A 21240-nucleotide genomic window follows, 5' to 3' on the forward strand; every position below is an offset into this window, starting at 1 on the left:
TTGATAATAAGTAATGGATAGAACTTTTATATACTTGATGCCCATAGGATTATATAACCTCATAGGATGTTTTGGCCGGTACAGTACCAACCAAGTTATGGGATTGTCCGATAAGTGTGAGTGATAGTTAAGTATTACTTATTGTTGGTTTTATAATACATTTTGTTTTAGTAGTTGGTTTTTCGTATTTATTTGAATTCGTCTATTTTTGTTTTCCTTTTATGGAAATTGCCTTTTCTATCATGTTATTGTTGTTTAATTGAAGATTAATGTTCAATTTGATTGTTTTTCATTGGATTTTTTCTTTGTTTATTTGTTTTTATGCATATGTAATTGGTTCATTTTTAATCATACCAATATGCCTTTAATTTGATTTCTATTTGTTTAAATGCTTTATTTTGGCTTAAAAAGAGTTATACTTATATGTGAAGGAATTTATAATTATTACATAACACACAATCAAATTCAAAGAAATAAAAATAAATTCACTTCACTGAATATTACTATTGGTGTTATGTTTTTTATTTTTTTCCATTATCTCTTCAATTGGAAAACTTCTTTGAATTGGCTTGTTATTTAATATTTGGAGTTTTGGATTAAAATGAGTATGGAAAGGCAATGTTATTGGAGATGTGATGATCCAAGTCAAAATATCAAAGAAGCAGGTTTATTTTTTACAATTTATTATCTGTTCAGAATCTTTAAAGAACTGAATCCTAGATTATTTAAAAAACAGTATAATGGGAGGCCTAGGATTTATACTCCGGATATTATGCTTCCTTTTGTTTGTTGGGGTCATATGAATGATATTATCAGTTGCAGGAATTTGGAAAAATGGTGGAGTCGAAACGACGATACCTGCAACATTTTTTTGAATTGCAAAAAACCTGGAAAAAGCAGCATTAATGAATTTTTAAATGACTTTAGTGAACTGATAGACTTGTTTGATATTTTTATTGTTGAATTTGGCCTTAAAACTGGTTTGATGAATGGAGATATTCAATATGAGGATGGAACTTTCCTAAAAGGATATTGCAATGAGTTTAAAAAATTATATAAAAATCAACTTTACTTTTTGAAAGATTTCATAACTGAACATAGCAGTAACCAAACTGAAGATGGATTATGGTTTAAAATGAAAAAATACTTTGAAAATGAAGAGTATGTCGATGAAGTTGAACCAATTATCAAGAAATTGAAAAAAGAGATTCATTCAAATGGTATTCACTTACTTAAAAAATCCTTAAATGGCAGTGATGCTTTAAGGGAAGTGCTGATGAGAATAGAACATATGGAGGAAAACATTAATGGAAATAATCCCATTAGCATAATTGATCCCGATGCACGCAACATGAAAGACAAGGATGGAATTTGGGGATTTAATTACAACTATCAACTAGCAGTAGATGGCAAATTCGGATTAATAACTGCACACTACATTACACAAAGCTCCAATGATAGAAAAGAGGCATTACGTATGGTGGGAATTTAAAATGAAATTTTAGGTACTGATGAATATGTGCTCTGCGTTGACAACGGTTACTGGCACATAGAAAGCCTGCATAAAATGCACACTCTTCCAACTGAAATTGTCATTCCAGACACAACTTCAGCATCAAAAACCAAAGCAGAATTAAGAAAAGAATATAATCCCAGTTACTATCGCTACAAATCAGATGAAGAGTTAGAAAAAGAAAAATTCAAGCCATACAACTTCTTTTATGATGAAGAAAATGACGTATATATTGGACCATATGGTTGTATTTTAACACGAAACGAAAACACCCGAACCAGAGAGGGTGTAAAATACCGTGTTTATTCAACAAAGGAATGTAAAAGTTGCCCATATAATCAGGTTTGCACCACAAAAAGCAAAAACAAAAAGGAAATTAGTGTACGTGATGATGGTGTATTGGATAATATTAAATCAGTTTACCGTTCACCTTGGGGTCAGGAAATTTACAAAGGCAGGGCTCCCAATGCTGAAGGTGCTTTTGCAGCTCTGCAGGAGTCTCGAAACTTCAGAGGCATAAAAACCCGAGGGGTCAAAAGAGTAAATGATGAGTTGACATTGACTGCAATAACTCACAATGTGAAAAAAATAGATGAACACATGAACGTTAATGTATTAAAAACCATTCTAAATGAGATTAAGAAAGCAAAAAAAGCTTGTGGTCGTGTTGATATGGGTATTTTTGATAATTGGAAAGATAAGTTCATATGTAATGAGGATGTTATTGTCGATTTAAAAATTTAAAAATTAGTTGAAAAAAAGTAAGTTGATATATATTTGAGGTAAAAATTATCTCATGTTAATCTTGAAATAATATAAAGGTTAATGAAAAACAAAAAGATGATTGTTCTCATTATCCCTGAGTTTTTATTCAATATAATTTGATTTTATAGACAGATATTTACATCTAAATTTTGTTACAATTTTAATGCGGATTCATAAAAAACAGAGACTTATTTAATTGAATTTGAGTTTTTTAAATGAATCAGTATTATACTTGGTCATTATATTTTTTTTACAACCTCTTCTAAAAAAAGAATGGGTCCTGATTATCTTATTTAACAATCTAGTATTCAGTTAATTAAGTATATATTATCTAATAAATATTTTGGCAAAAATTAAATGTATTTTCTATTATATTTTGCATATTCCAGTGTAATTATTGACTTGTTTTTATTTAATATAGATATTTTCTTATTTGTCTTATTTTTATGATTTTTCTTGTTTATTTTCTTTATTTCTAATTTCCCCCCCCCAATTTTAGTTTTAAGCAATATGTAGTTATTTAGTTTTATTTTTAAATTTTAACAAATATCTTTAAATATTAGTAGATATAAAGTAATTATCGTAGTATTTAAATAATTTTGATATTTTATAAATTTTTATTTATTTAAATATACAATATTGAAATTCAATGAATTTTATGTTTAGTCGAATGGTACATTTTAGAGGAATTTGATTTGGCTCTAATCTATCTATAATTTGTTTAAAGACATTGAATTTTAATAAAATTCTTCGTTCAATCTTTATATTTCAATAATGTGGATGTATTGTTCGATCAAACAAAAATAATTGCTTTAAACAGTGGAGTTTAACGTGATTTATTATGATAAACAAAAATTCAAGTAATACGTATGTCGAATGCAAGGGTATTTATTTTCACAAGCCTGTACCGTTAAGGAATGGTCTTGATTATGAAAATTAAAAACTTTTTAATCATATTCACATTATTTATGGTGTTATTGTGTGGTGTCAGTGCTATTAGCGCAGCATCCGATAATGCTGTAGATAATTTAACATCCGATATGGATGATTCTATTTTAGTAAGTAATAATGAAAATGCAGTTGGTGTGGATGAGTCTGCATCAGTTGCTCAAGAAAATAATAATGGACTTATCGGACAGTCCCCAATTAAAGATTCTTCGAAAACCATGGAAAATAACCACCAATAAAACTAAAATATATCTTTTATTTTTTTAAATGAAGATTCTCTATTTAAATCCACTAAAACTAAATTATTTTCTTTATCTTTTTCGTTTTTATAATTAAATGAAACAATCTCTTTTTCAGAATCTTTATTATTAATTAATATTGATAAATTAATAACCGATACATCATCACAATCAAATGCATGTTTGATAGAATCTAAAAAATCTTTATCTAAAACATCAGATAATTTAAAATCTTTTTTAAGAAATTGTGTAGGTATAAAGTCATCATATACATTAGATTTTTTCATGATTTTCCTCCAAAAAATAAAATATAGATAATAATTATTATACTACCCTCAATTATATAAACTTTCCCCCAATATTTACAAATTTAATGAATATTTAATAAAAGTGCATAAAATACATTATTTTTATTATTATTTAATATACAAAATTGTTTAATTATAATAAAATTTTGTAAAATTAAATTTTTTATAATTAAAAACATTATTTTCAAAGAGGAAATAAGATAATATGCAATTTCAACTGAGAAAAATGTTTGGCGTCTCAACAAGACTCCAAAATGGTAAATTATTATTTAAATACTTTGTGCATAGAGTGTGAGGTTTTTTAAACAGTTAATATGTGAATCATGAACATTTGTTTCTTTGAAACTTTTTTCCCATCTGTATATTTTGCTGTTTAAACTGTACCATATATTCTATTTTTAATATATCCACATATGGAATTAAATAAAAAAAACTCCGCCATTATTTTTTTTGGGGTTTAAATCCCAAATTGTCCTCCTTAAAAAAATAAATATATCAGAAATGTGTGTTTAGAATACTTAAATAGATTTAAACTTAATCAATGTTCATGTTATGAATCCTTTCGCGCTGTTTTCAATAGCTCCCCAATAATAACATCCATAATTCAATTCTATATTCTTTGAAGTAATAATAAGCTAATCTTCCAACATCGACATTAAATCATAGAATGGTCTTGTTTGATTGCTTCAGAATGCATCACTCCATTTTTTCAATAGATGCATATTATCTGTTTCGTATTTCTCCAGTCCAGATTTCTACCCTTAGTTGCAATAGTCTTTCCTTTTTTATCAAAAATCTTAGCAATTTGAAATGAAACAATTAATATCTTGATTCTATTAATTGAGTATTTTTACTAATTTTTCAATGAAATATTTAAATGAATTATTCCGTTTAGTTGCCAAATCAAAATCATATGATTTAGAAATTTCTTTCATTAAATCGATACGAGAGTCAAAATGACTATTTTTCATCATGTCATTAAACATTTCCTTTGTTATTCCTTCAGTATCATCAGGTATTTCAAACTCATTAAATATCTCTAAATCAGTATTCATACCTGCTAAAAACCAGCTTTCAATCTCATCTTTGACAATGAAAATAACATCCTTATTTAAATGATTAAAATCCTCTATTAAATCTTCTTTTTTCAAAGTAATACAATCATCCGAAGAATCATAATCCTCCAATAAAATATACTTATGATTTTTTGCATCAAATTTTTGAATTGTTTTATCAACATCAACTTTTCTTTCTTCAGCATATTTAATTGTTAAAATCATTGAAGGCTTAATTTGTGAAATATATGGAACTATAACATTATCTATGAATCTTTGATCATCATTTCCTTCAAGTAATATTCTCAAACTACTCATCTTCCCACTCCAGATAATTGTCTATGAATATTTTATCAATACCCAATTCTTCAATGAAAGGAGCAATTGTCTCATTATTGACTGGTTTTGTAATTTTTGAAAATCCTTCTTCATCCTTTGAAATAAACAAAACATCATTTAAATCCATATATTTTAAAATCTCTGGGCTGTGTGTAGTTACAAAAATTTGTTTATTCTTTGAAGCTTCACCAATCATGTCGACAACTTTAGAAAGTAGGGAAGGGTGAATATTCCTTTCAGGTTCTTCTATGAATAAATACCTTGAATCATCGAAATATAATGATACAATTAATGAAATAACATTGCTTGTTCCATCAGAAATGAAAAATGAAGGAATTTCAATCATATTATTTACTTCAGTAATTGAATACATCATTTGATTATCATTTAATTGGTCTATTCCAATATCCTCAATGTATGGAAGTAAATCATTGACTAAATTCAGGAATTTACGTTTATTATCCTCATCTTTAAATATTTTATTTAAAATGGCTGCTAAATTCTCACCATATTTCGCTAAATTATTGTCTCCATTAATTTCACTAACTCCTTTAGAAAATTGTGGATTGAAATTGTAACATTCAATATCTTTAAAAGTGAATTCTAATGGAATAGGAAATGAAGATAATGGAGAGTTGATTAATGGGATTTTTCTCAGTTTAAAATTATTTTTCACTACATCCAACATTGCTTCGGGAATAAGATTAGTTATTGTGAAATATTCCTCTTCTTTTTTTAATTCAGCTGTAAATTCCCCATGAATATTGTTTATATAAAGAGTATTTTGAGAAATAACCTCAAAATCTGCTTCACTAAATTTATATACATCAAAATTATACACTAATTTTTCAGATAGGATTTCATAATCCCACTCTTTGAAATTAACACATATTTCATAGGAGAAATCTTTAAACTGTAGAGTGATGCTTTCATCTTCTTTTAATTCTTTTTGAAGGTCGGACAAACCAAAATTAATACCTCCAAATTCTTTATCGTCAAATGAAACTTTCAAACATGTTGGATTGTCATCTGAGTTTAAATTAAGATTTTTTAAGTATGGTCCACCATGTTTTCTATATGCTTTATCAAAATCCTGTGATAAGTCTTTTAAAAAATCAAAAATTTCAACAAAATTGGATTTACCTGCAGCACAAGATCCTATTAAAAGATTGGATTTATTAAATTCTACAGATACATCTTTAAAAGTTTTAAAATTTTTAACTTCAATTTTTGACAATCTCATGAAAATCACAACAACTTTTTTTTGTAAATTTAAAATAATTTATGATTATGAATGTATATAAACATAATCATTATATAAAGAATTCACTGGAAAATCTTTTTTAAATGCTCATTAGACGGCCTAGCTAAAAAATAACTGATTGCATGGCGTGAAACTAAATTTTTCAAAGGATTGTTAACTAAAACTTCCCAATGTCTTTATTATGAATCCATTCACGGTGCTTTCCAATAGCTACACGTACAATAACCTCAATTAAATCAACTTCATCAATCTGTTTGAAATAATATTCAGCAGGCCCTTCAAGAATTTGCCTTAAATCATAAAAAGGCCTTGGCTTAACAGCATCAGGATTCATCAATCCATAATTTTTCAATAGCTTCACATTTTCTGTTTCGTATTTCTCAAGTCCGGATTTTTGAACCTTTGTGGCAACGGTCTTTTCTTTTTTATCAAAAATTTTTGCAATTTGAGATGAATCGATTAAAATACTAGATTCAATTAACAGCAATGTTATCTCTTTTCCTTTAACTGTTATTGTTGTTGGATGTGAATTTTCACTATCTAGTATTAATTTCATTTTATTGCCTCAATTATATATTACAATCCCTATCTAAAATATGTTTAGCTAGGAGAATTAACTCCCAACTATTTATGCCCTGAACTTACCTTTAATAATCCTATTAGGTGCATTCATCAAAACACCAACAGAGGTAAGTATGAATAACTTTGTATACATCGGCAATTCATCCCTGATGTCCTTGCGCATGAATTCAATCAAAGGATAGAAATCATACACATCCCCGTCAGGACCTAGCGGTGCAACGGTTGTTCCTGAAATTCTTGAATACAATAGTTTCATTCCAGGATTTTGATAGTCCATACCGATGTATGTTTTCTCGGCAATTTCAGATCCACCGTCACAAACCGCAGTGCCCAATAAATCAATATTATCAATGCCATAATATGATTTGATTGCCTCTACCGGTTCGACCTGTCTGTTCGCTGCAAACATGTCTGACTTTAATGTAGTCAATGACTTATAATTAACCGCCATACTGTTCAGGTTACAGAAGCTTCCGGCGGATTCCTTGAATTTCTCCTGAGCCTTTAGGATGGTAACTCCGCTGTCATCACCTGAAGTGTGATTGTAGGTTGCTACTTTATCATTGTTTAAAATCATGTTGATGGCAGCCTGCTCTATGCTTCTTCCAATCAATATTCCAACATCCTGAAGCATGTCATGGACGCTTATCAAGTTAGAGTCAAGCATCTGTGCTGAGACATTCAACACGCCACCTATTGTATCGATTGATACTGTGTCACTTACAGGTTTTCTTACGTTCAGCTCCTGAAGTGTTGCTCCAGGCGCAACATCTTTAGCTTCGCCCAATTGCCCTTTTGCTATTATCTCATCGATATTTACGCGCTGGGACATGTAAGTGTAATATTGGGAGTTCTCTTCAATTTCCTGTTTTGGAATCAGTCTTGTGAATCTCATCCATTTGGCTGAAGTGTCTGCTACAATCTGCGCCATCACTTCATCCTGAACTTTAGCATTGTTTCCTTTAGTTAACATTAATATCACCTATGGTCTGCATGTACCTGTAAGGGCAAGATGCGGTTTGTTCAACAATATTCCAACCTTGGACTGGATGAACAGTTTTGTATACTGCGGCAGCTCATCATAAATGTCTTTTCTCATGATTTCAATGATTGGATAAAAATCAGCAATATCTGGATCTGATGTAATCGGTGCAACAGTAGTTCCAGAGGATTTGGAATAGAGTACTGTCAACGGTGCATTCCTTAAGTCAAATGCTATGTAGTCCTTTTCTCCAAGCATTGCTCCTCCGTCTGCATGGGTTGTTCCAAGAAAGTCAATGTTGTCCACACCGTAATAGCTTTGTATTTCCTCTATCGGCTGAACCAGCTTATTGCTAATATATGCCAATTGTTTAATATAGCTTAATGTCCTGTAGGATTCCACCATTATTGTCAAATCAGCGCCTGCACCGGAACTGCCTTTAAATGCTTCCTGTGCCTTGATGACAAACTGTCCGAATGCTTCCATTGTATCTTCGGTTTGTGTGGTATTGTATGTTGGAACCTTAGGTGAGCTTACAAGAGTATTGTAAATGTTAGACTCGATTTTATTGGCAATGAGTGTTGCCACATCCGCTAGTAAGTCTTCAAATGATATTCTGTCACTGTCAAATACATCCTTGTTGACATTTAATACTCCTCCGACTGTGTCAATGCTGATAGTGTCTGTTACAGGTTTTCTTATGTTTAACTCCTGCAGAGATGCTCCTGGTGCCAGGTCTTTTGCTTCACCCAAAAGTCCACGTTTGATTGCATCATCAAGATTGATGTTCTGTCTGAAGTAGGTATAGTAATCGGAGTTCTCCTTGATTTCCTGTTTTGGAAATAGTCTTGCCAATCTCAATCTTTTGGCTGACTCATCAGTAATTGTTTGGGCAATTACCTCATTTTGCACTTTTGTATCGTTTCCTTTTGTTATCATGCTTCACCTATGTCATATGGTCTGAATACTTCAATGTAGTTGTAATCGTCTGAACTGGCTACTGGATGCATTGCAATGTATTCCCCATCATCAGATTTGATTGCTCCAGTACTTGTTAAAGCAATTCTGTCATTGACATTAATGTTTGATAATCCACTAGCTAATTTTAATCTGAACAGATGCCCTAAAACCAGAATTGAAGTTTTTCTTCTGCCTCCAGTCATGGTGACAGGATCGTTGACTGCAATGCCTAAAATGATTTCACCTTCAGCTGCAGTGTATTTTTTAACTGTCGGTTTTCCAATGTCTGAATTTCCAGAGAGTGTTACAGCATCATCAACTTTAACTTTGTCCCCTGCATATTCATATCCAGGAGTTTCTCCAGTAGGAGTTGTAACGGTAGTTGCAGTGATGGTGCCTTCATCCAACAAGAAAGTAGTGACTTCTTTTCTTTCTTCAAGCAATATAATTGAATCTGCCATTAAATTTTTCCTCCACTTAATTTATTATATAATTTATTATTTATAATATATAAAGATTTATATATTATGGCTACTTTTTTAAAAATTTAGTGATAATCAACATTAACGATAAATAATTCAAAATAAGGGATAGAATAGAAATAAGCCAAAATAGAGTATAATGGAATGTCCTAGAAATAGATATGACTTATTTCTATCTTGAAAACAAATGTTGGAGTGAAACTAATTTGCCTTCAATAATTTTATTTGTAGATTATAGTTAATAAAAAATTGTAATTTAAAATCTTGTTGATAATGTATACAATGTATACTGTGTAAACTTTATATACCTCCTAGGACAAATATATAATCGGTGATATAATATGGAAACAAAAGCAATCAGAGTCAGTTTATTAAACCATGAAAGATTAGCAGACATTGGCCATAAGAATGACTCCTTTAATGACATAATTACTAAACTATTAGATGACTATGAAGAATATCAGGCAATTAAAGATTTAATTGAAGCAGATAAAGAATTTGAAAACGGAGAAGGAGTTCACTTTTCTTCATTAGATGAACTTGACGCTTACCTAGATGATTAATATGGAACTTGAATTTAAGCGCTCCGCTTTAAAACAATTGAAAAATTATAAAAAGAAAAATCCAATAGCATATAAAATAATCCGTGAAAAATTAGAAGAGATAATGGAAAATCCCCAAGACATACGCTATGAAAAAGTAAAAAAATATCCAAAATATAAACGGGCAAGAAAAGGAGACTATAGAATATGTTTTAAAGTGGAAAATGATTGCATTTATATTGGACGAATTGAAGATAGATCTAAAGCATACCACTAGCTTTAGTCTTCTTTTAATTCATTAACTATTTCTTCACCTTTATCAGTCAACCTGTACAACCTGCCTTTTCTAACTTCCGGATTAATGCATTCAACCAGCTCATGTGCTTTCAGCTCAGACAATATTTTTGAAATATGATTTGTCTTAATCCCTGAATCTTTAGCAATGACACTAGGAATTTTAACATCACCATCCAAAGCTTTCATTACTTTTATTCGGTATTTTGACATTTGAACATAGCTAATCTCGGTTAAGATTTCATCGGTTAGTTCCATGATATCACTTATGAACTTCTTACAAAATAAATTGTATCACTGTCATAGCTACCTAATGCATTGTATGCTGCTTGCGTCATGAACCTGAACTTTCCAAAGACACCATATTCAACACCCATATAGACCGGACCTGATGATTTTGCAAGATACATCTGTATGCCTCCGGAATGTTTCAATGGTATCACCGAATATGCATCAAGCGATTCTGTCTTCCATGAACTTCCATCATACTCATTAATGGCCATGACAGAGCTTGTTACAATAGCTACACGGTAACCTGCACTGACACCAGTCGGCAAGGTTGTAGTTGTCAATATCTCATCGACCGGCAGTTTCCATCCAGCTTCCTCATCACTACCTTCCCCAGTAGCCCCAGTTGCACCAGTATCTCCTTTTATGTTTCCTACATTATCCCAAGCGTTTCCATTCCAAACATAAAGGGAACCGTTTACAATATAACTATCTCCGAGATTGCCTGTCGGATGAGCAGTTATCATTTCCGGGTAAGTGTTATACGAACCTTTAATAGTAACGCTAGTGCCGCTAGCTCCAGTCGCCCCAGTCGGCCCGGCCGGTCCAGTATCTCCAGTAGCTCCTGTGTCTCCAGTATCTCCTTTAGGTCCAGTGTCTCCTTTCTCGCCAGTTGCTCCAGTCTCTCCCTTGTCTCCTTTACTGCCAGTCTCACCAGTTTCTCCTTTATCACCTGTATCACCTTTTGGTCCTGCCGGTCCTGTGTCTCCTTTTTCACCCTTCAATCCGGCCAGCTGTTCTAAAGTGAAGTCTTCATATTTAAATGCATCACCAGTGTCTCCTTTTTGGCCTGTATCTCCCACTACTCTTCCGAGTGCTATCCATTCTGTTTGCACCATTTATTCCACCTCGTGTGTCCATGCTTCGATTAGTATGTTGTTAAATATCATGCTTCCCCCTGCATCGTAAATCATGAATGCAGGATAATAGCTGTCAAATGCTATGCTTTCGGATACATCTCCAGTATAGCTAAAAACTGTTGTTGAACCGTCTTTGATTGTTGCTTCAAGGTATCCATCATCATAGTAGAACTCGAATGTGTACCATTTTGAATCCAGCGTCAGCTGTCCTGTTGTGACACTAATGTCTCTTATTACATGGTCTGAAGTGGAATATCTCACTCCTTTTTTGGCGGCATAAGCGCCTAACTCCAGTATCTTTGTGTCTCTTGTGTGAGACAGTTCTTTGGAGTTTAAAAGGCATATTGCATCGCCCCATCCCTGATTGCTTGTTTTTTTCTGAACCATTCCGCATTTGAAATGAATTCCAGAATCAGTGATGGCAGGTGTTCCTTTTGGAATTAGAAATACTGCGCTTGCACTGTTGGTTTGTTTGCTTACCAGCAATCCTGAATCATTATATCCTGTGTCGTATTCATATGGCTCCAATGTCAGCTCAATATCTACGGGATATTTTATGATGTCAAACATTGAATCATCTGGATTGTCCTCTTCCATTCCGAACAGCTTTATGTTTTCATATTTCCAGCTTTCTGACTGGTTTCCGGCAGTTACTGTTCCTGAAAATGTTGAACCTGCCACGCCAACTGTTAGAGTGACTTCAGCTCTTCCGTTAGTGCCTGTTAGAATATCATATGTTTGTCCCCCACATGTTACTTTAACCGGCATGCCTTCAATTGGCTGATTATCACCATCTTTTATCACTGCACCAGCTGTGACTTCAGCTCCAGCAATGCATTCATTTTCAGACGGATAAAATATTGCTACTGACAATAGATTATCTGTGTATTTCCATCGTTTCAAAAGCTCGAATAGTGTGTCTGAATTGTTATAGTCAATGTTCCATGCGGCTAGCTTTTCTCTAAGGATTGTTCTTGCATTTCCCAGTTTTGTGTTTTCGTCAATGACATTACTTGCAATGCTCATAAAATATTCACCTCATTATGGAGCTACCGCCCTAATGTATTTTATTGGTATTCTCAGTCTTTCATCTGCGACCATGTTGTCTGCGTAAAATACAATGCATGATCCATATGTATTTCCGATTTCGGAACCGTACCAGTATCCGGCATAATGGCTTACACTGCCGTCGGCAGTTTTGTAGTATGTGTAATTTCCTGAACTTCCACCTTCAATATCCACGTAACATTCCCTTACGCTTCCGGCAACCGTATATCCCGCATCACTCGGTGAGCCAAGAAACATAAAGTCATAGGCAGTATCAAAATCAACATCGCAGTTGTCAAAGAATACTCCAACTGAATCCCTGCTGCCGTTTCCAACAAACCCTCCGCCATAGCCTTTCAATTGAGTTGATGACGGAACGTTTCCTCGGCTCATGTCATAACCTATATATACATGAGTGTTGCTGTTGGCTCCAAGAATTGTTGGAGTGTTGTTTATCATGATTGCTCCTTTCATAACTCCCGCTTGATTGGCAACAACCTCAATATAGTTTTCCTCATAGGCCAGACCAGTTGTATCTACGGATTTTACGTTAGTGGCTTTTAAAAGATTGCTTGTGTTTAATAGGGAAGGTGGAATATTGTCTACATATTCCTCATCTTCAAAGTAGTTCATGTAGTATTGCGGAAGTGAATGCTCAGCACTGACAGACGGTTTATTAGTAACATAAGCCTTGTAGATATAGCCTCCACGGTTTGCATCTGCAGTTGCCGTATATGATAATGGAGTTTTTCCTGAAGTTACGGTTGTCCAATTGCCACCTGAAAGGGGTTTTCTTTGAAGTACCACATCAATGCCGTTCATAGAAACATCATTCTTATCTCTCACGATAATATACATGTTTGCACTTTTGGCGTGACCTTGAGGTCCGTCTTTAGTTAGCCATGACTCATAACAGTTGAACTCAATTGATTGGGGATCTGGAACTGGAAGCAATCTTAAAAGTCCAAGAATTCCCAAATCACTTGAATAAGTAATTTCCGATTCATCAAGAATATCTTTAACATCATTTCTAAATGTGGTTAATCTTGAATTCATTGTCTGTTCATTTGTTAATACATCTAAAAGGTCCGGAGGTGTGAATGTCATGATTTAGCTCCCAAGTAAAGTCAAGTTGGCAGTTTGTGCTGCTGTTATTGCTCCAATGCTGTTTTGTAAGTTTTGAATTGCTGTAGCTACCGGTGCGTTCTTGATGGCATTGGTTGTGTCTGTTGTATCCAATGCACTTGCAAGATTAACCGGACCGGTTGCACCAGTATCTCCAGTGTCACCTTTAGGCCCTGTAGCTCCGGTATCACCTTTAGCACCAGTGTTTCCTGTGTCACCTTTTTGACCTGTATCCCCTTTAGCTCCAGTTTCACCAGTATCACCTTTTTCACCTGTAGCACCTGTATCCCCTTTAGAACCAGTATCTCCAGTATCACCTTTTTCACCTGTATCGCCTTTATCTCCGGTTTCGCCAGTTGCCCCAGTAGCACCTGTTTCGCCTGTAGCTCCAGTATCTCCAGTATCTCCTTTGGGTCCTGCAGGCCCAGTATCTCCAGTATCGCCTTTTTCACCTGTTTCTCCAGTACTTCCCGCACTAGCTATTTTAAAACAGTTAACGTAATTGTATTCATCTGAATCTACTACCGGATGCAATGCTAAAAATCCACCATCATCTGATTTGATAGCGCCATTTTCACTTAGTCTGATTTTATCGGCAGGTGAAATATCATAAACATTACTTGCCAGTTTGAGCCTGTATAGTTGGCCTAAGACTAAAATACTGGCTTTTCTTTGACCACTATCCATTACAACAGGATCATTAACGATTATGCCAATGGGCACTTGATTATCCTCAGCGGTGTATCTTTTTACCATTTCTTTTCCTATTTGTGATTTTGGAGAAATTGTAACTGTATCTTCAGGGTGAAGTTTATCTGTGTATTCATATCCGATATCCTGACCTGTTGCGGTCACTACATTATCTGAGGTTATATCTCCATCATCGAGTAAGAATGTAGTGATTTCTTTTCTTTCTTCCAATAAAACGATTTGGTCTGTCATTAACATCACCTTTTTACATTAACACTTCGTATATGTGGTCTCCTTTAACGTTTGGGCTGCATTTGATATTCATTCCATATTTTCTTGCTTCGCTGCAGAAATACAAATCTTCAGAAAGTACTGTATCATTATCATAGATTACATATTTGAAATATGGGTATGGCATTTTTCTAAAGACATTAACATTAACGAGACTGATTCCAAGGCCACCGCCTTTAACATCAAACGGATTATTAGCTTCCATTAATGTTTTTGCATAGATCATGTTTTGATTGTTGAAGTCTTTTCCAAAATCAAAGATGACTGTTTCATCTGTTTTTGTTCTTTTCTTGAAATACCATCCCAAAGCAATATCCGTTTTACAATCCAATAGCTTATTGAGAGTATTCTTTGGAACACTGACATCTGAATCTATCATTAGCACATAATCAAAGTTATAATTAAGTGCAAGCTTTGCTATTTCGTTTCTTGCACGTGCACAGTCATAGCCTTTCACATAATCAAAATAAAGATTAAAACCCTTAGGATTTGTGAGGCCATAAATGCTTTTGAAGCATTCAGGCTTGATGTTTTCAAAGGTTGGAACTGCAATTAGAATCTTACCTTTCATCAAGATTACCTTCCAATTTTTCAATTCTATCTTCCAGTTCATCCAAATTAATCTTATCTTCACGCTCACATCTATACTCATACAAATCGATTAATGCGACAATAACGATGGCCAATGTAAACGGCAATAGTCCTTCAATTAAAGCATACTTTGTAGCATTGGTCATGATAATGTTGATAGCTATCGCCGTTAAAACAGCACTTGAAATTGTTTTGGTAAAGTTGCAAATGAAGATTTTCTTTTTTATTTTGTTCATGATAACAATATCCTCCAGAGAAGCCTATTGTTTTTCAGGATAGCCCAAAACTCTTTTAGCTTTTTGTTTTGCGTCTTCAACATCTCCTTCACCCCTAATTCTACTTGCATAATGACTGGCTATGCCCAATATTATCATGAGAATACAATAAGAAACAGTGTTTTCACTTATGCCTAATGCTTCTGAATAAAGCATGACAATTGGAATAGCTGTAACAAGAAATGAAGTTAAAATGTCAATGTCCTTTCTGTTTGCTTCCAGGAATTCATAAATCATTTATATTTCCTCCTCTTTGTATGTGTGAGTTAAGATTACTCCGTCAACGCAAATCTTTTCTTCTGACTGGTAAACTTCTTCGGCGTTTTCTTCTATTTTCATCCAGGATTCGTATTCTTCGATTGTTTCAAAGTATTTTATGTATTTCATTGTGCCTCCCATGTAATTGAGTAATATAATATTCCGTCTTCGATTTTAAATTGTATAATGGGTTTGATGGCATAAGGATAACCTGAATCAACGTATTTTGTGCCGTTCCAGTAAAACCAGTGGCCTGTTGATGCGTCAATGTATGGTCCTTTGTTTTCTAAAGTTCCGACAAGTTTCCTTATTGTCATGTGTAAACCTCACTATTATATTATATTTTTTATTATATATTTTATTATATAATTTATTATTTATTTTATATAAAATAAACTTGTTGGTCATCATCACAACCTTCCCATTCCATGTAGAGCTTGTTGTCTTCCCAGACAAATCTGACATTATTGACAATAGCCACGTCCGGAAGCTCACAATAAGTGACCCCATCAGCATCCTTGACATAATTGACCTGAGCCATGATGTTGGATTCGTTAGGCACGATCATGTTCACCACATGTGTGATTTCATCCTGTTCAAAACTGCAGTCTCCAAGGTCAATGCAGTTCTGAGATTCAGGATACATTTCAACCTCAGACATCTGACGATAAACTCCAATGTAATCAGTGTGTTCATTTTCCGTTAGATTAACGATTGAGAGTAGCCTTAGATCATGGCCTTCAACCGGATTGCATTCACCGTCACTGTCAATGTAGATTCTGGTATTCGGCAATATATCTGCAGGTGCAGGTCTTTTCAGTTTCAATCTGAAAACATCACCTAAAACTGCCACAGTAACAAGAGTGTGACCGGAACTTCTGACCTGAACTTTACCTAAGAGATAACCAAAAGCCAGTTCACCAGCTTTAGCTTTTCTGACTATTGTATGCTCCATTGTTGAGGATTCATCTAATGTTACCATCTCTCCAACCCTGCACTGGTTTTCTGAAATCCAGGCCGTATGCTCTTCATTAACATAGAACTTCTCGCCCTCATCAAGTAGGCAAGCTATTACATCCATTTTCTCTTCATGGTTTAATCCTGTCGGATATCCACGATTATGTCCGATTGTTTGTCTGTATTCTTCAATCATGTTAAAACACCCAATCCCAATTATGGTTAATTATCTTATCTGGAATATGAAGTCCAGTATCGTCCATGTCACTATCATTAACATCCCACATTAACGTTGAGCCTTTGTAGGCTTTGGTATATTCATGACTTCCTTTATATAAACGGATGCCTGTTTTATCTCTTTTGGTTACTGTTACTTGAGGAATGCCATTGGCTGCAAATAATGGGGATGGAAATATGATTAGCCATTTTAAATCAACATAATTGTATTCTTCAAAACTTGTTGTTGCATACCATTCCGGAGAAATTTGCACTTCAGCGTAACTGTTTTGATAAAATTTAGTCGCATTGTTTCTGAGAAACCCTTCAAGATAATCTGATGTATTTGACGTTCCTGTTCCTACACGGCCATGTATATGGTATTGTTTCCAGTCTCCTTCCCCGTCACTTCCTGAAGCATAAGCATCAAAGGAACTGGCCATTACCAGAGTTTCGGCTCCGTTAAACATGCAATATGATTTTTCATTATCTGCAAATGTCAGGAGGGTGGACTTCAAATTCGCCTGATCAATTGTGAGATTTAAATCTGATTGCATCATGACACTTCCGGTTGTTGTACCATGATATGTTGCATTATCATTAACACTAACATTACCGGCAATTCTTTTAAATCTTGCAATGGTAACACGGCCGTTGCTTAAACTCCCACCTGAAGCAATGTTTGTGATTAAATCAGTTGGAGATGTTCCTTCAAGGTTGGGAACAAATCCAGCTCTTAAAAAATGACCCCCATCTGTTGAATCAATGTTGATGCTTAAACCTGAGTAGTTCATGAAAAATTGTGAGTATGTATCAGAGTTTGCATCAAACATTATCACATCACCGCCAGTTGATAAAGTGCTTGAGAAGGATGTTCCTGTATCATAAACATCCAAGAGTAGCTTTGTGGTTTGTGAAATCTGGTTCACAGGAACTCTTGCAAGTATTGCTGCGCCTTGTGTTCCATAAGATGGAATGTATAATACCTGACATTCACTACCGTTTGAAGTTTTAATCTTCAGGTTTTTCAAATCACTTCTGAAATAACTGGAATAAGCAGTGCTGGCTAACTTGTCCAAATAGATATAATCATAGGTGGATGAATAGTTACCGCTTCTTTGGTTGTAATTAGTCATGACAATATTGATTTGTAATTTTTTCTGCAATGTCATAATTAATATTTTATTATCCTTTTTATATAAATTATATAATAAAAAAAGTAATATCAAATATTGGCATTAACGACTCCAACAATCATATCAAAATCAGAATAACATAAACATCACTAATTTGTCAATGAAAACCAGCTTTCGAAAAATATCAAACATACAATTCATGGAACAATTCAAATAGTTCAACTAATGGTTTCAATAATACCAATGTAAAAATATTTTCTTTTTTGCTATATTTTAATAGCAAAATGACAAAAACATATAAATAGGATTATAGAATGTCTATAACTAGTTAAATAGTTTTTTAAAATCAATTAAATAGTTAAATTTAAATACAACCATTCACAACATCATATAATAAATATGGATTAAAAATTAACTTTTAATATCCATAATGGCAGATATGGTGGTGATATCAAAATAAAATAAATTTAAATTAAAACCAATTGCAAGAACATACTGAAATTATTTAATAAGGAGATTATAACAATGAATCCAGAACATAAAAAGAAACTTGATGAATCAAATGAGAAAATAACTATCGAAGATATTCTAAAAGCAATAAAACAAAAAAACGATAACACAAACATCCAAAAAGAACTTGAAACACGTCTCAGAAAGATAACCCATTTGAATGAAGATGAATTAAAAGTTACTAATTCTTCAAAAAGCTATTTGGGATTACAACTTCACAATGTTGATGATCCAGAAGTAATAATTAAACTAGACCAATTTATGAAACACGAAAGTAAAATTGAAGAATACGGAGATTATTTATTAATAGAGTATAAATTAGACAAATAATAGTAAAAAACCTGCATGTTCTTAAAAATTTTCTTAAAAAATTCTAATTATATTATAATTAGAATATTTCTTTATTTTTTAAACACCCCTAACCGTAAAGAATATATGTCATGAACTCAATAAATGAAACTTTATTACTATTAAACTAAAGGAGTGTAAATTTGAAGAATATAAATAAATTTTTATGTATATTAATATTTTTTTGTTTTATAATTTGTTTAAACTGCACCTATGCAGTTTCAGACAATGCAGTCGAAAATGATACATTAAGCGTTGATTATCAATCAGATGATATCTATTCTGATAGTATAGAGGGTTCACCAGATGATAATAATGTTGATGAAAAAATTGAAAATTCATCCGATGTTAAAATTCAAGACAATAATGCGAAACCCAGTAATGTTGTAAAAAAAGCTAGTTCTACAGTTAAAACAACTATTACTGCAAAAGACGTTACCAAGTATTACCAAGACGGAACAACACTTAAAGCTTATTTAAAAAACTCAAACGGCAAAGCATTAACTGGGAAAAAGATTACAGTAAATTATTCTGGTAAAACTTACTCACGTACAACCGATTCCAAAGGTTGCGTCAGTTGGAATGTTCAAAAAGGACCAGGAACATACTCCGTGAAATTCACATTCAAAGCAAGCGGATATCAAACAAGCAGCAAAACAGCAAAAGTTACAGTAAAAAAAATGCCAACAACATTAACCGCAAATAATCTTGCATTCACATATGGTGATGGCAACAATAAGTTAAAAGCAACACTAAAAGACAAAAATGGAAAAGTCCTAACAAATAAAACGGTTGTTTTTAACTTTAATGGTGAAAACTATAATCAAAAAACTAATTCAAAAGGAGTTGCAACTCTAACCGTCAAAGCAGAACCAAAAAATTACACCACAACAATTTCATTTACAAATTCAAATTATGTAACAAGTAAAAAGACAGTAACCGTAACAGTCAAAAGTATCCCTACAAGTTTAACTGTGAATGATTTAACTTGTCAATATGGTGAGAATAATGTATTATCCGCATATCTTAAATCCAATAATAATGCATTATCCAATCAAGATATAGTTTTTAATTTTAATGGGCAAACATATACCTCCAAAACTGATTCCAATGGTTTAGCATATTTATCATTTCAAGCAGAACCCAATACCTATTTAACTACAGTTTCTTTTTCAAAACTTGGTTATACAACATGTAGTAAACAAGTAAATATTACTATTAAACCAATACCTGTAGATTTAATTGTTAACAACTTAACTTGTGAATATAACAAGAGCAATTACCTATATGCATACCTTAAAAGTAATAATCAGCCATTAGTTGGTCAAAATGTAACATTTTTTGTTAATAATAACATTTATAAATTTACATCTGATTCCAATGGACGAGTTGCATATGGTGTCGATTTAGTACCTGGAGATTATGTTGTTAATGTAATGTTTTCAAATAATCATTATGAAAAAGTTAATAAAACTGTTAATTTGAAAATATGTTCAAAATTAACTAAATTTGAATATAGCTTAATTATTCCAAACTATGTAAACTTAACAAATGCATGGCGTCTAGTTCCAGGTTACCTTAAGCCAGAATATATTGCGCAAGGCGGTGCTGGGGGTAAAGTAAAAATGCCAGTTACACGAGAGTATATAGTTTTAACAGAAACTAATAGCTATGAATTTAATACAAATAACATAAAATCAAAGAATTTGGATTATAGTATTACAGAGTTATCTAATTTACACATTACAAGTAATTCAGATTATGCGAATTTTACTTATTCCAGTTTTGTTTATGAAGATATTAATCAAATAAGCGCAGTATACCGGCAAAAAGAATATTATGGAATGTTATATCCTGATTATGAAGAATTATTATTGGTGGTGAACGGAGTTACAAAATTAAGTATCGGTTTTACAAATCCAGTAGGCTGGGATGAAACTGGCGTGAGATTTGCATTCATTAATAATGATTTAGGGCATCATCAAGATGTGATGACCTGTAGATATGATAAGTTTAACAATTATCAATATTTACGATTTGCTGAAACCGGAGAATCAGTTGTATATTCTGACAATATGCTTAAAATTAGTAATTTTCCAACTAAAGAAAAGATTCACACACATTTTAAAATAAATGGGACTTCAATTATGAAAGACGAATGGATTAGTTTTGGTAAACATTATAACCCTGAAAATTCATTTGAAGTAATCCAAACATATGCAATTACAGATAAACAGATAACTAACAACGATTTAGATTATTATATTGGATTAAATAGTAGTTTTCCTGTTGGATTCATGAAAGCCTCATATGGTACTTTTTTAACTGCACTAAACACTATCAAAATGTATGATGAATTTATGGAAAATGCTTCA

At 32.8% G+C, this 21240-nt stretch carries 26 protein-coding genes; 7 read left to right on the forward strand and 19 right to left on the reverse strand.

Annotated features, from left to right (window positions below; all coding sequences use genetic code 11):
- The first annotated feature begins 607 nt into the window (after positions 1-607).
- The 3 genes from QZU83_RS07595 to QZU83_RS07605 all read left to right on the forward strand — a co-directional run bounded on the left by QZU83_RS07595 (position 608) and on the right by QZU83_RS07605 (position 3465).
- Entirely contained in the window at positions 608-1492 is an 885-nt protein-coding gene (locus QZU83_RS07595; protein ID WP_295610967.1) for a hypothetical protein, read from the forward strand.
- Between the two features lie 27 nt (positions 1493-1519).
- Positions 1520-2257 carry a transposase gene (locus QZU83_RS07600; RefSeq protein ID WP_295610969.1) on the forward strand — a complete coding sequence of 246 codons (738 nt, stop codon included), beginning with the start codon at positions 1520-1522 and terminating at the stop codon, positions 2255-2257.
- Positions 2258-3207: 950 nt separating this feature from the next.
- The gene (locus tag QZU83_RS07605; protein ID WP_295610971.1) at positions 3208-3465 is read left to right on the forward strand and encodes a hypothetical protein; all 258 of its coding nucleotides are present in this window, start codon (positions 3208-3210) and stop codon (positions 3463-3465) included.
- 2 nt (positions 3466-3467) lie between these two features.
- On the opposite strand, the gene QZU83_RS07610 is transcribed toward QZU83_RS07605, so the two are convergent.
- The 7 genes from QZU83_RS07610 to QZU83_RS07640 all read right to left on the reverse strand — a co-directional run bounded on the left by QZU83_RS07610 (position 3468) and on the right by QZU83_RS07640 (position 9416).
- A complete protein-coding gene (locus QZU83_RS07610; protein ID WP_295610973.1) occupies positions 3468-3752 on the reverse strand; it encodes a hypothetical protein in 285 nt (94 codons plus the stop codon).
- 857 nt (positions 3753-4609) lie between these two features.
- On the reverse strand, positions 4610-5146 hold the full coding sequence (locus QZU83_RS07615; RefSeq protein ID WP_295610975.1) for a hypothetical protein: 537 nt from the start codon (positions 5144-5146) through the stop codon (positions 4610-4612).
- Positions 5139-6410 (reverse strand): AAA family ATPase, encoded by a 1272-nt coding sequence (locus QZU83_RS07620; RefSeq protein WP_295610976.1) that lies wholly within the window; start codon positions 6408-6410, stop codon positions 5139-5141. Before QZU83_RS07620 ends, QZU83_RS07615 begins: the two co-directional genes overlap by 8 nt.
- A gap of 178 nt (positions 6411-6588) precedes the next feature.
- Positions 6589-6987 carry a hypothetical protein gene (locus QZU83_RS07625; protein ID WP_295610978.1) on the reverse strand — a complete coding sequence of 133 codons (399 nt, stop codon included), beginning with the start codon at positions 6985-6987 and terminating at the stop codon, positions 6589-6591.
- 72 nt (positions 6988-7059) lie between these two features.
- Positions 7060-7986 carry a hypothetical protein gene (locus QZU83_RS07630; protein WP_295610980.1) on the reverse strand — a complete coding sequence of 309 codons (927 nt, stop codon included), beginning with the start codon at positions 7984-7986 and terminating at the stop codon, positions 7060-7062.
- A 9-nt stretch (positions 7987-7995) separates the two neighbouring features.
- Positions 7996-8934, reverse strand: a complete 939-nt coding sequence (locus QZU83_RS07635; RefSeq protein WP_295610982.1) for a hypothetical protein — start codon at positions 8932-8934, stop codon at positions 7996-7998.
- Positions 8931-9416, reverse strand: coding sequence for a hypothetical protein (locus QZU83_RS07640; RefSeq protein WP_295610984.1), 486 nt, complete (start codon positions 9414-9416; stop codon positions 8931-8933). The genes QZU83_RS07635 and QZU83_RS07640 overlap by 4 nt, the downstream gene beginning before the upstream one ends.
- A gap of 362 nt (positions 9417-9778) precedes the next feature.
- Here QZU83_RS07640 and QZU83_RS07645 point away from each other — a divergent pair, with 362 nt between their 5' ends.
- Both QZU83_RS07645 and QZU83_RS07650 read left to right on the forward strand, forming a co-directional pair.
- Complete coding sequence (locus QZU83_RS07645; RefSeq protein WP_295610986.1) at positions 9779-10000, forward strand: hypothetical protein; 222 nt, start codon at positions 9779-9781, stop codon at positions 9998-10000.
- A gap of 1 nt (position 10001) precedes the next feature.
- Positions 10002-10256: a type II toxin-antitoxin system RelE/ParE family toxin gene (locus QZU83_RS07650; protein WP_295610988.1), complete on the forward strand. Its 255-nt coding sequence runs from the start codon at positions 10002-10004 to the stop codon at positions 10254-10256.
- 2 nt (positions 10257-10258) lie between these two features.
- Here the strand turns inward: QZU83_RS07650 and QZU83_RS07655 are convergent, their stop codons facing one another.
- The 12 genes from QZU83_RS07655 to QZU83_RS07710 form a co-directional block, all read right to left on the reverse strand.
- Positions 10259-10531, reverse strand: a complete 273-nt coding sequence (locus tag QZU83_RS07655; protein ID WP_295610990.1) for a winged helix-turn-helix domain-containing protein — start codon at positions 10529-10531, stop codon at positions 10259-10261.
- Positions 10532-10539: 8 nt separating this feature from the next.
- Complete coding sequence (locus QZU83_RS07660) at positions 10540-11400, reverse strand: hypothetical protein (protein ID WP_295610992.1); 861 nt, start codon at positions 11398-11400, stop codon at positions 10540-10542.
- Entirely contained in the window at positions 11401-12447 is a 1047-nt protein-coding gene (locus QZU83_RS07665) for an Ig-like domain-containing protein (protein WP_295610994.1), read from the reverse strand.
- A gap of 15 nt (positions 12448-12462) precedes the next feature.
- Positions 12463-13575, reverse strand: a complete 1113-nt coding sequence (locus QZU83_RS07670; protein ID WP_295610996.1) for a hypothetical protein — start codon at positions 13573-13575, stop codon at positions 12463-12465.
- Positions 13576-13578: 3 nt separating this feature from the next.
- Positions 13579-14535 carry a hypothetical protein gene (locus QZU83_RS07675; RefSeq protein ID WP_295610998.1) on the reverse strand — a complete coding sequence of 319 codons (957 nt, stop codon included), beginning with the start codon at positions 14533-14535 and terminating at the stop codon, positions 13579-13581.
- 13 nt (positions 14536-14548) lie between these two features.
- Positions 14549-15145, reverse strand: coding sequence for a hypothetical protein (locus tag QZU83_RS07680; protein ID WP_295611000.1), 597 nt, complete (start codon positions 15143-15145; stop codon positions 14549-14551).
- Positions 15135-15401, reverse strand: a complete 267-nt coding sequence (locus QZU83_RS07685; protein ID WP_295611001.1) for a hypothetical protein — start codon at positions 15399-15401, stop codon at positions 15135-15137. The genes QZU83_RS07680 and QZU83_RS07685 overlap by 11 nt, the downstream gene beginning before the upstream one ends.
- Before the next feature lie 24 nt (positions 15402-15425).
- Positions 15426-15677, reverse strand: a complete 252-nt coding sequence (locus QZU83_RS07690; protein ID WP_295611003.1) for a hypothetical protein — start codon at positions 15675-15677, stop codon at positions 15426-15428.
- Complete coding sequence (locus tag QZU83_RS07695) at positions 15678-15827, reverse strand: hypothetical protein (protein ID WP_295611005.1); 150 nt, start codon at positions 15825-15827, stop codon at positions 15678-15680.
- Positions 15824-16015 carry a hypothetical protein gene (locus tag QZU83_RS07700; RefSeq protein WP_295611007.1) on the reverse strand — a complete coding sequence of 64 codons (192 nt, stop codon included), beginning with the start codon at positions 16013-16015 and terminating at the stop codon, positions 15824-15826. The genes QZU83_RS07695 and QZU83_RS07700 overlap by 4 nt, the downstream gene beginning before the upstream one ends.
- A gap of 65 nt (positions 16016-16080) precedes the next feature.
- On the reverse strand, positions 16081-16851 hold the full coding sequence (locus QZU83_RS07705; protein ID WP_295611009.1) for a hypothetical protein: 771 nt from the start codon (positions 16849-16851) through the stop codon (positions 16081-16083).
- Position 16852: 1 nt separating this feature from the next.
- A complete protein-coding gene (locus QZU83_RS07710; RefSeq protein WP_295611011.1) occupies positions 16853-18043 on the reverse strand; it encodes a hypothetical protein in 1191 nt (396 codons plus the stop codon).
- Between the two features lie 489 nt (positions 18044-18532).
- Here QZU83_RS07710 and QZU83_RS07715 point away from each other — a divergent pair, with 489 nt between their 5' ends.
- Both QZU83_RS07715 and QZU83_RS07720 read left to right on the forward strand, forming a co-directional pair.
- A complete protein-coding gene (locus QZU83_RS07715) occupies positions 18533-18847 on the forward strand; it encodes a hypothetical protein (RefSeq protein WP_295611013.1) in 315 nt (104 codons plus the stop codon).
- Between the two features lie 161 nt (positions 18848-19008).
- Positions 19009-21240 (forward strand): Ig-like domain-containing protein (locus QZU83_RS07720; RefSeq protein WP_295611015.1); only part of this gene is annotated, 2232 nt, incomplete at its 3' end.

Origin of the sequence: uncultured Methanobrevibacter sp. (genome assembly GCF_902771435.1) — an archaeon.
GTDB lineage: Archaea > Methanobacteriota > Methanobacteria > Methanobacteriales > Methanobacteriaceae > Methanocatella.

Bases quoted from the DNA above. Each gene is read 5' to 3' on its own strand.
- QZU83_RS07695 (WP_295611005.1), bottom strand. From the start codon at position 15,827: ATGAAATACATAAAATACTTTGAAACAATCGAAGAATACGAATCCTGG.
- QZU83_RS07635 (WP_295610982.1), bottom strand. From the start codon at position 8,934: ATGATAACAAAAGGAAACGATACAAAAGTGCAAAATGAGGTAATTGCC.
- QZU83_RS07700 (WP_295611007.1), bottom strand. From the start codon at position 16,015: ATGACAATAAGGAAACTTGTCGGAACTTTAGAAAACAAAGGACCATAC.
- QZU83_RS07650 (WP_295610988.1), top strand. From the start codon at position 10,002: ATGGAACTTGAATTTAAGCGCTCCGCTTTAAAACAATTGAAAAATTAT.
- QZU83_RS07705 (WP_295611009.1), bottom strand. From the start codon at position 16,851: ATGATTGAAGAATACAGACAAACAATCGGACATAATCGTGGATATCCG.
- QZU83_RS07645 (WP_295610986.1), top strand. From the start codon at position 9,779: ATGGAAACAAAAGCAATCAGAGTCAGTTTATTAAACCATGAAAGATTA.
- QZU83_RS07640 (WP_295610984.1), bottom strand. From the start codon at position 9,416: ATGGCAGATTCAATTATATTGCTTGAAGAAAGAAAAGAAGTCACTACT.
- QZU83_RS07680 (WP_295611000.1), bottom strand. From the start codon at position 15,145: ATGAAAGGTAAGATTCTAATTGCAGTTCCAACCTTTGAAAACATCAAG.
- QZU83_RS07610 (WP_295610973.1), bottom strand. From the start codon at position 3,752: ATGAAAAAATCTAATGTATATGATGACTTTATACCTACACAATTTCTT.
- QZU83_RS07690 (WP_295611003.1), bottom strand. From the start codon at position 15,677: ATGATTTATGAATTCCTGGAAGCAAACAGAAAGGACATTGACATTTTA.
- QZU83_RS07655 (WP_295610990.1), bottom strand. From the start codon at position 10,531: ATGGAACTAACCGATGAAATCTTAACCGAGATTAGCTATGTTCAAATG.
- QZU83_RS07625 (WP_295610978.1), bottom strand. From the start codon at position 6,987: ATGAAATTAATACTAGATAGTGAAAATTCACATCCAACAACAATAACA.
- QZU83_RS07630 (WP_295610980.1), bottom strand. From the start codon at position 7,986: ATGTTAACTAAAGGAAACAATGCTAAAGTTCAGGATGAAGTGATGGCG.
- QZU83_RS07675 (WP_295610998.1), bottom strand. From the start codon at position 14,535: ATGACAGACCAAATCGTTTTATTGGAAGAAAGAAAAGAAATCACTACA.
- QZU83_RS07615 (WP_295610975.1), bottom strand. From the start codon at position 5,146: ATGAGTAGTTTGAGAATATTACTTGAAGGAAATGATGATCAAAGATTC.
- QZU83_RS07710 (WP_295611011.1), bottom strand. From the start codon at position 18,043: ATGACATTGCAGAAAAAATTACAAATCAATATTGTCATGACTAATTAC.
- QZU83_RS07665 (WP_295610994.1), bottom strand. From the start codon at position 12,447: ATGAGCATTGCAAGTAATGTCATTGACGAAAACACAAAACTGGGAAAT.
- QZU83_RS07620 (WP_295610976.1), bottom strand. From the start codon at position 6,410: ATGAGATTGTCAAAAATTGAAGTTAAAAATTTTAAAACTTTTAAAGAT.
- QZU83_RS07660 (WP_295610992.1), bottom strand. From the start codon at position 11,400: ATGGTGCAAACAGAATGGATAGCACTCGGAAGAGTAGTGGGAGATACA.
- QZU83_RS07595 (WP_295610967.1), top strand. From the start codon at position 608: ATGGAAAGGCAATGTTATTGGAGATGTGATGATCCAAGTCAAAATATC.
- QZU83_RS07605 (WP_295610971.1), top strand. From the start codon at position 3,208: ATGAAAATTAAAAACTTTTTAATCATATTCACATTATTTATGGTGTTA.
- QZU83_RS07715 (WP_295611013.1), top strand. From the start codon at position 18,533: ATGAATCCAGAACATAAAAAGAAACTTGATGAATCAAATGAGAAAATA.
- QZU83_RS07670 (WP_295610996.1), bottom strand. From the start codon at position 13,575: ATGACATTCACACCTCCGGACCTTTTAGATGTATTAACAAATGAACAG.
- QZU83_RS07685 (WP_295611001.1), bottom strand. From the start codon at position 15,401: ATGAACAAAATAAAAAAGAAAATCTTCATTTGCAACTTTACCAAAACA.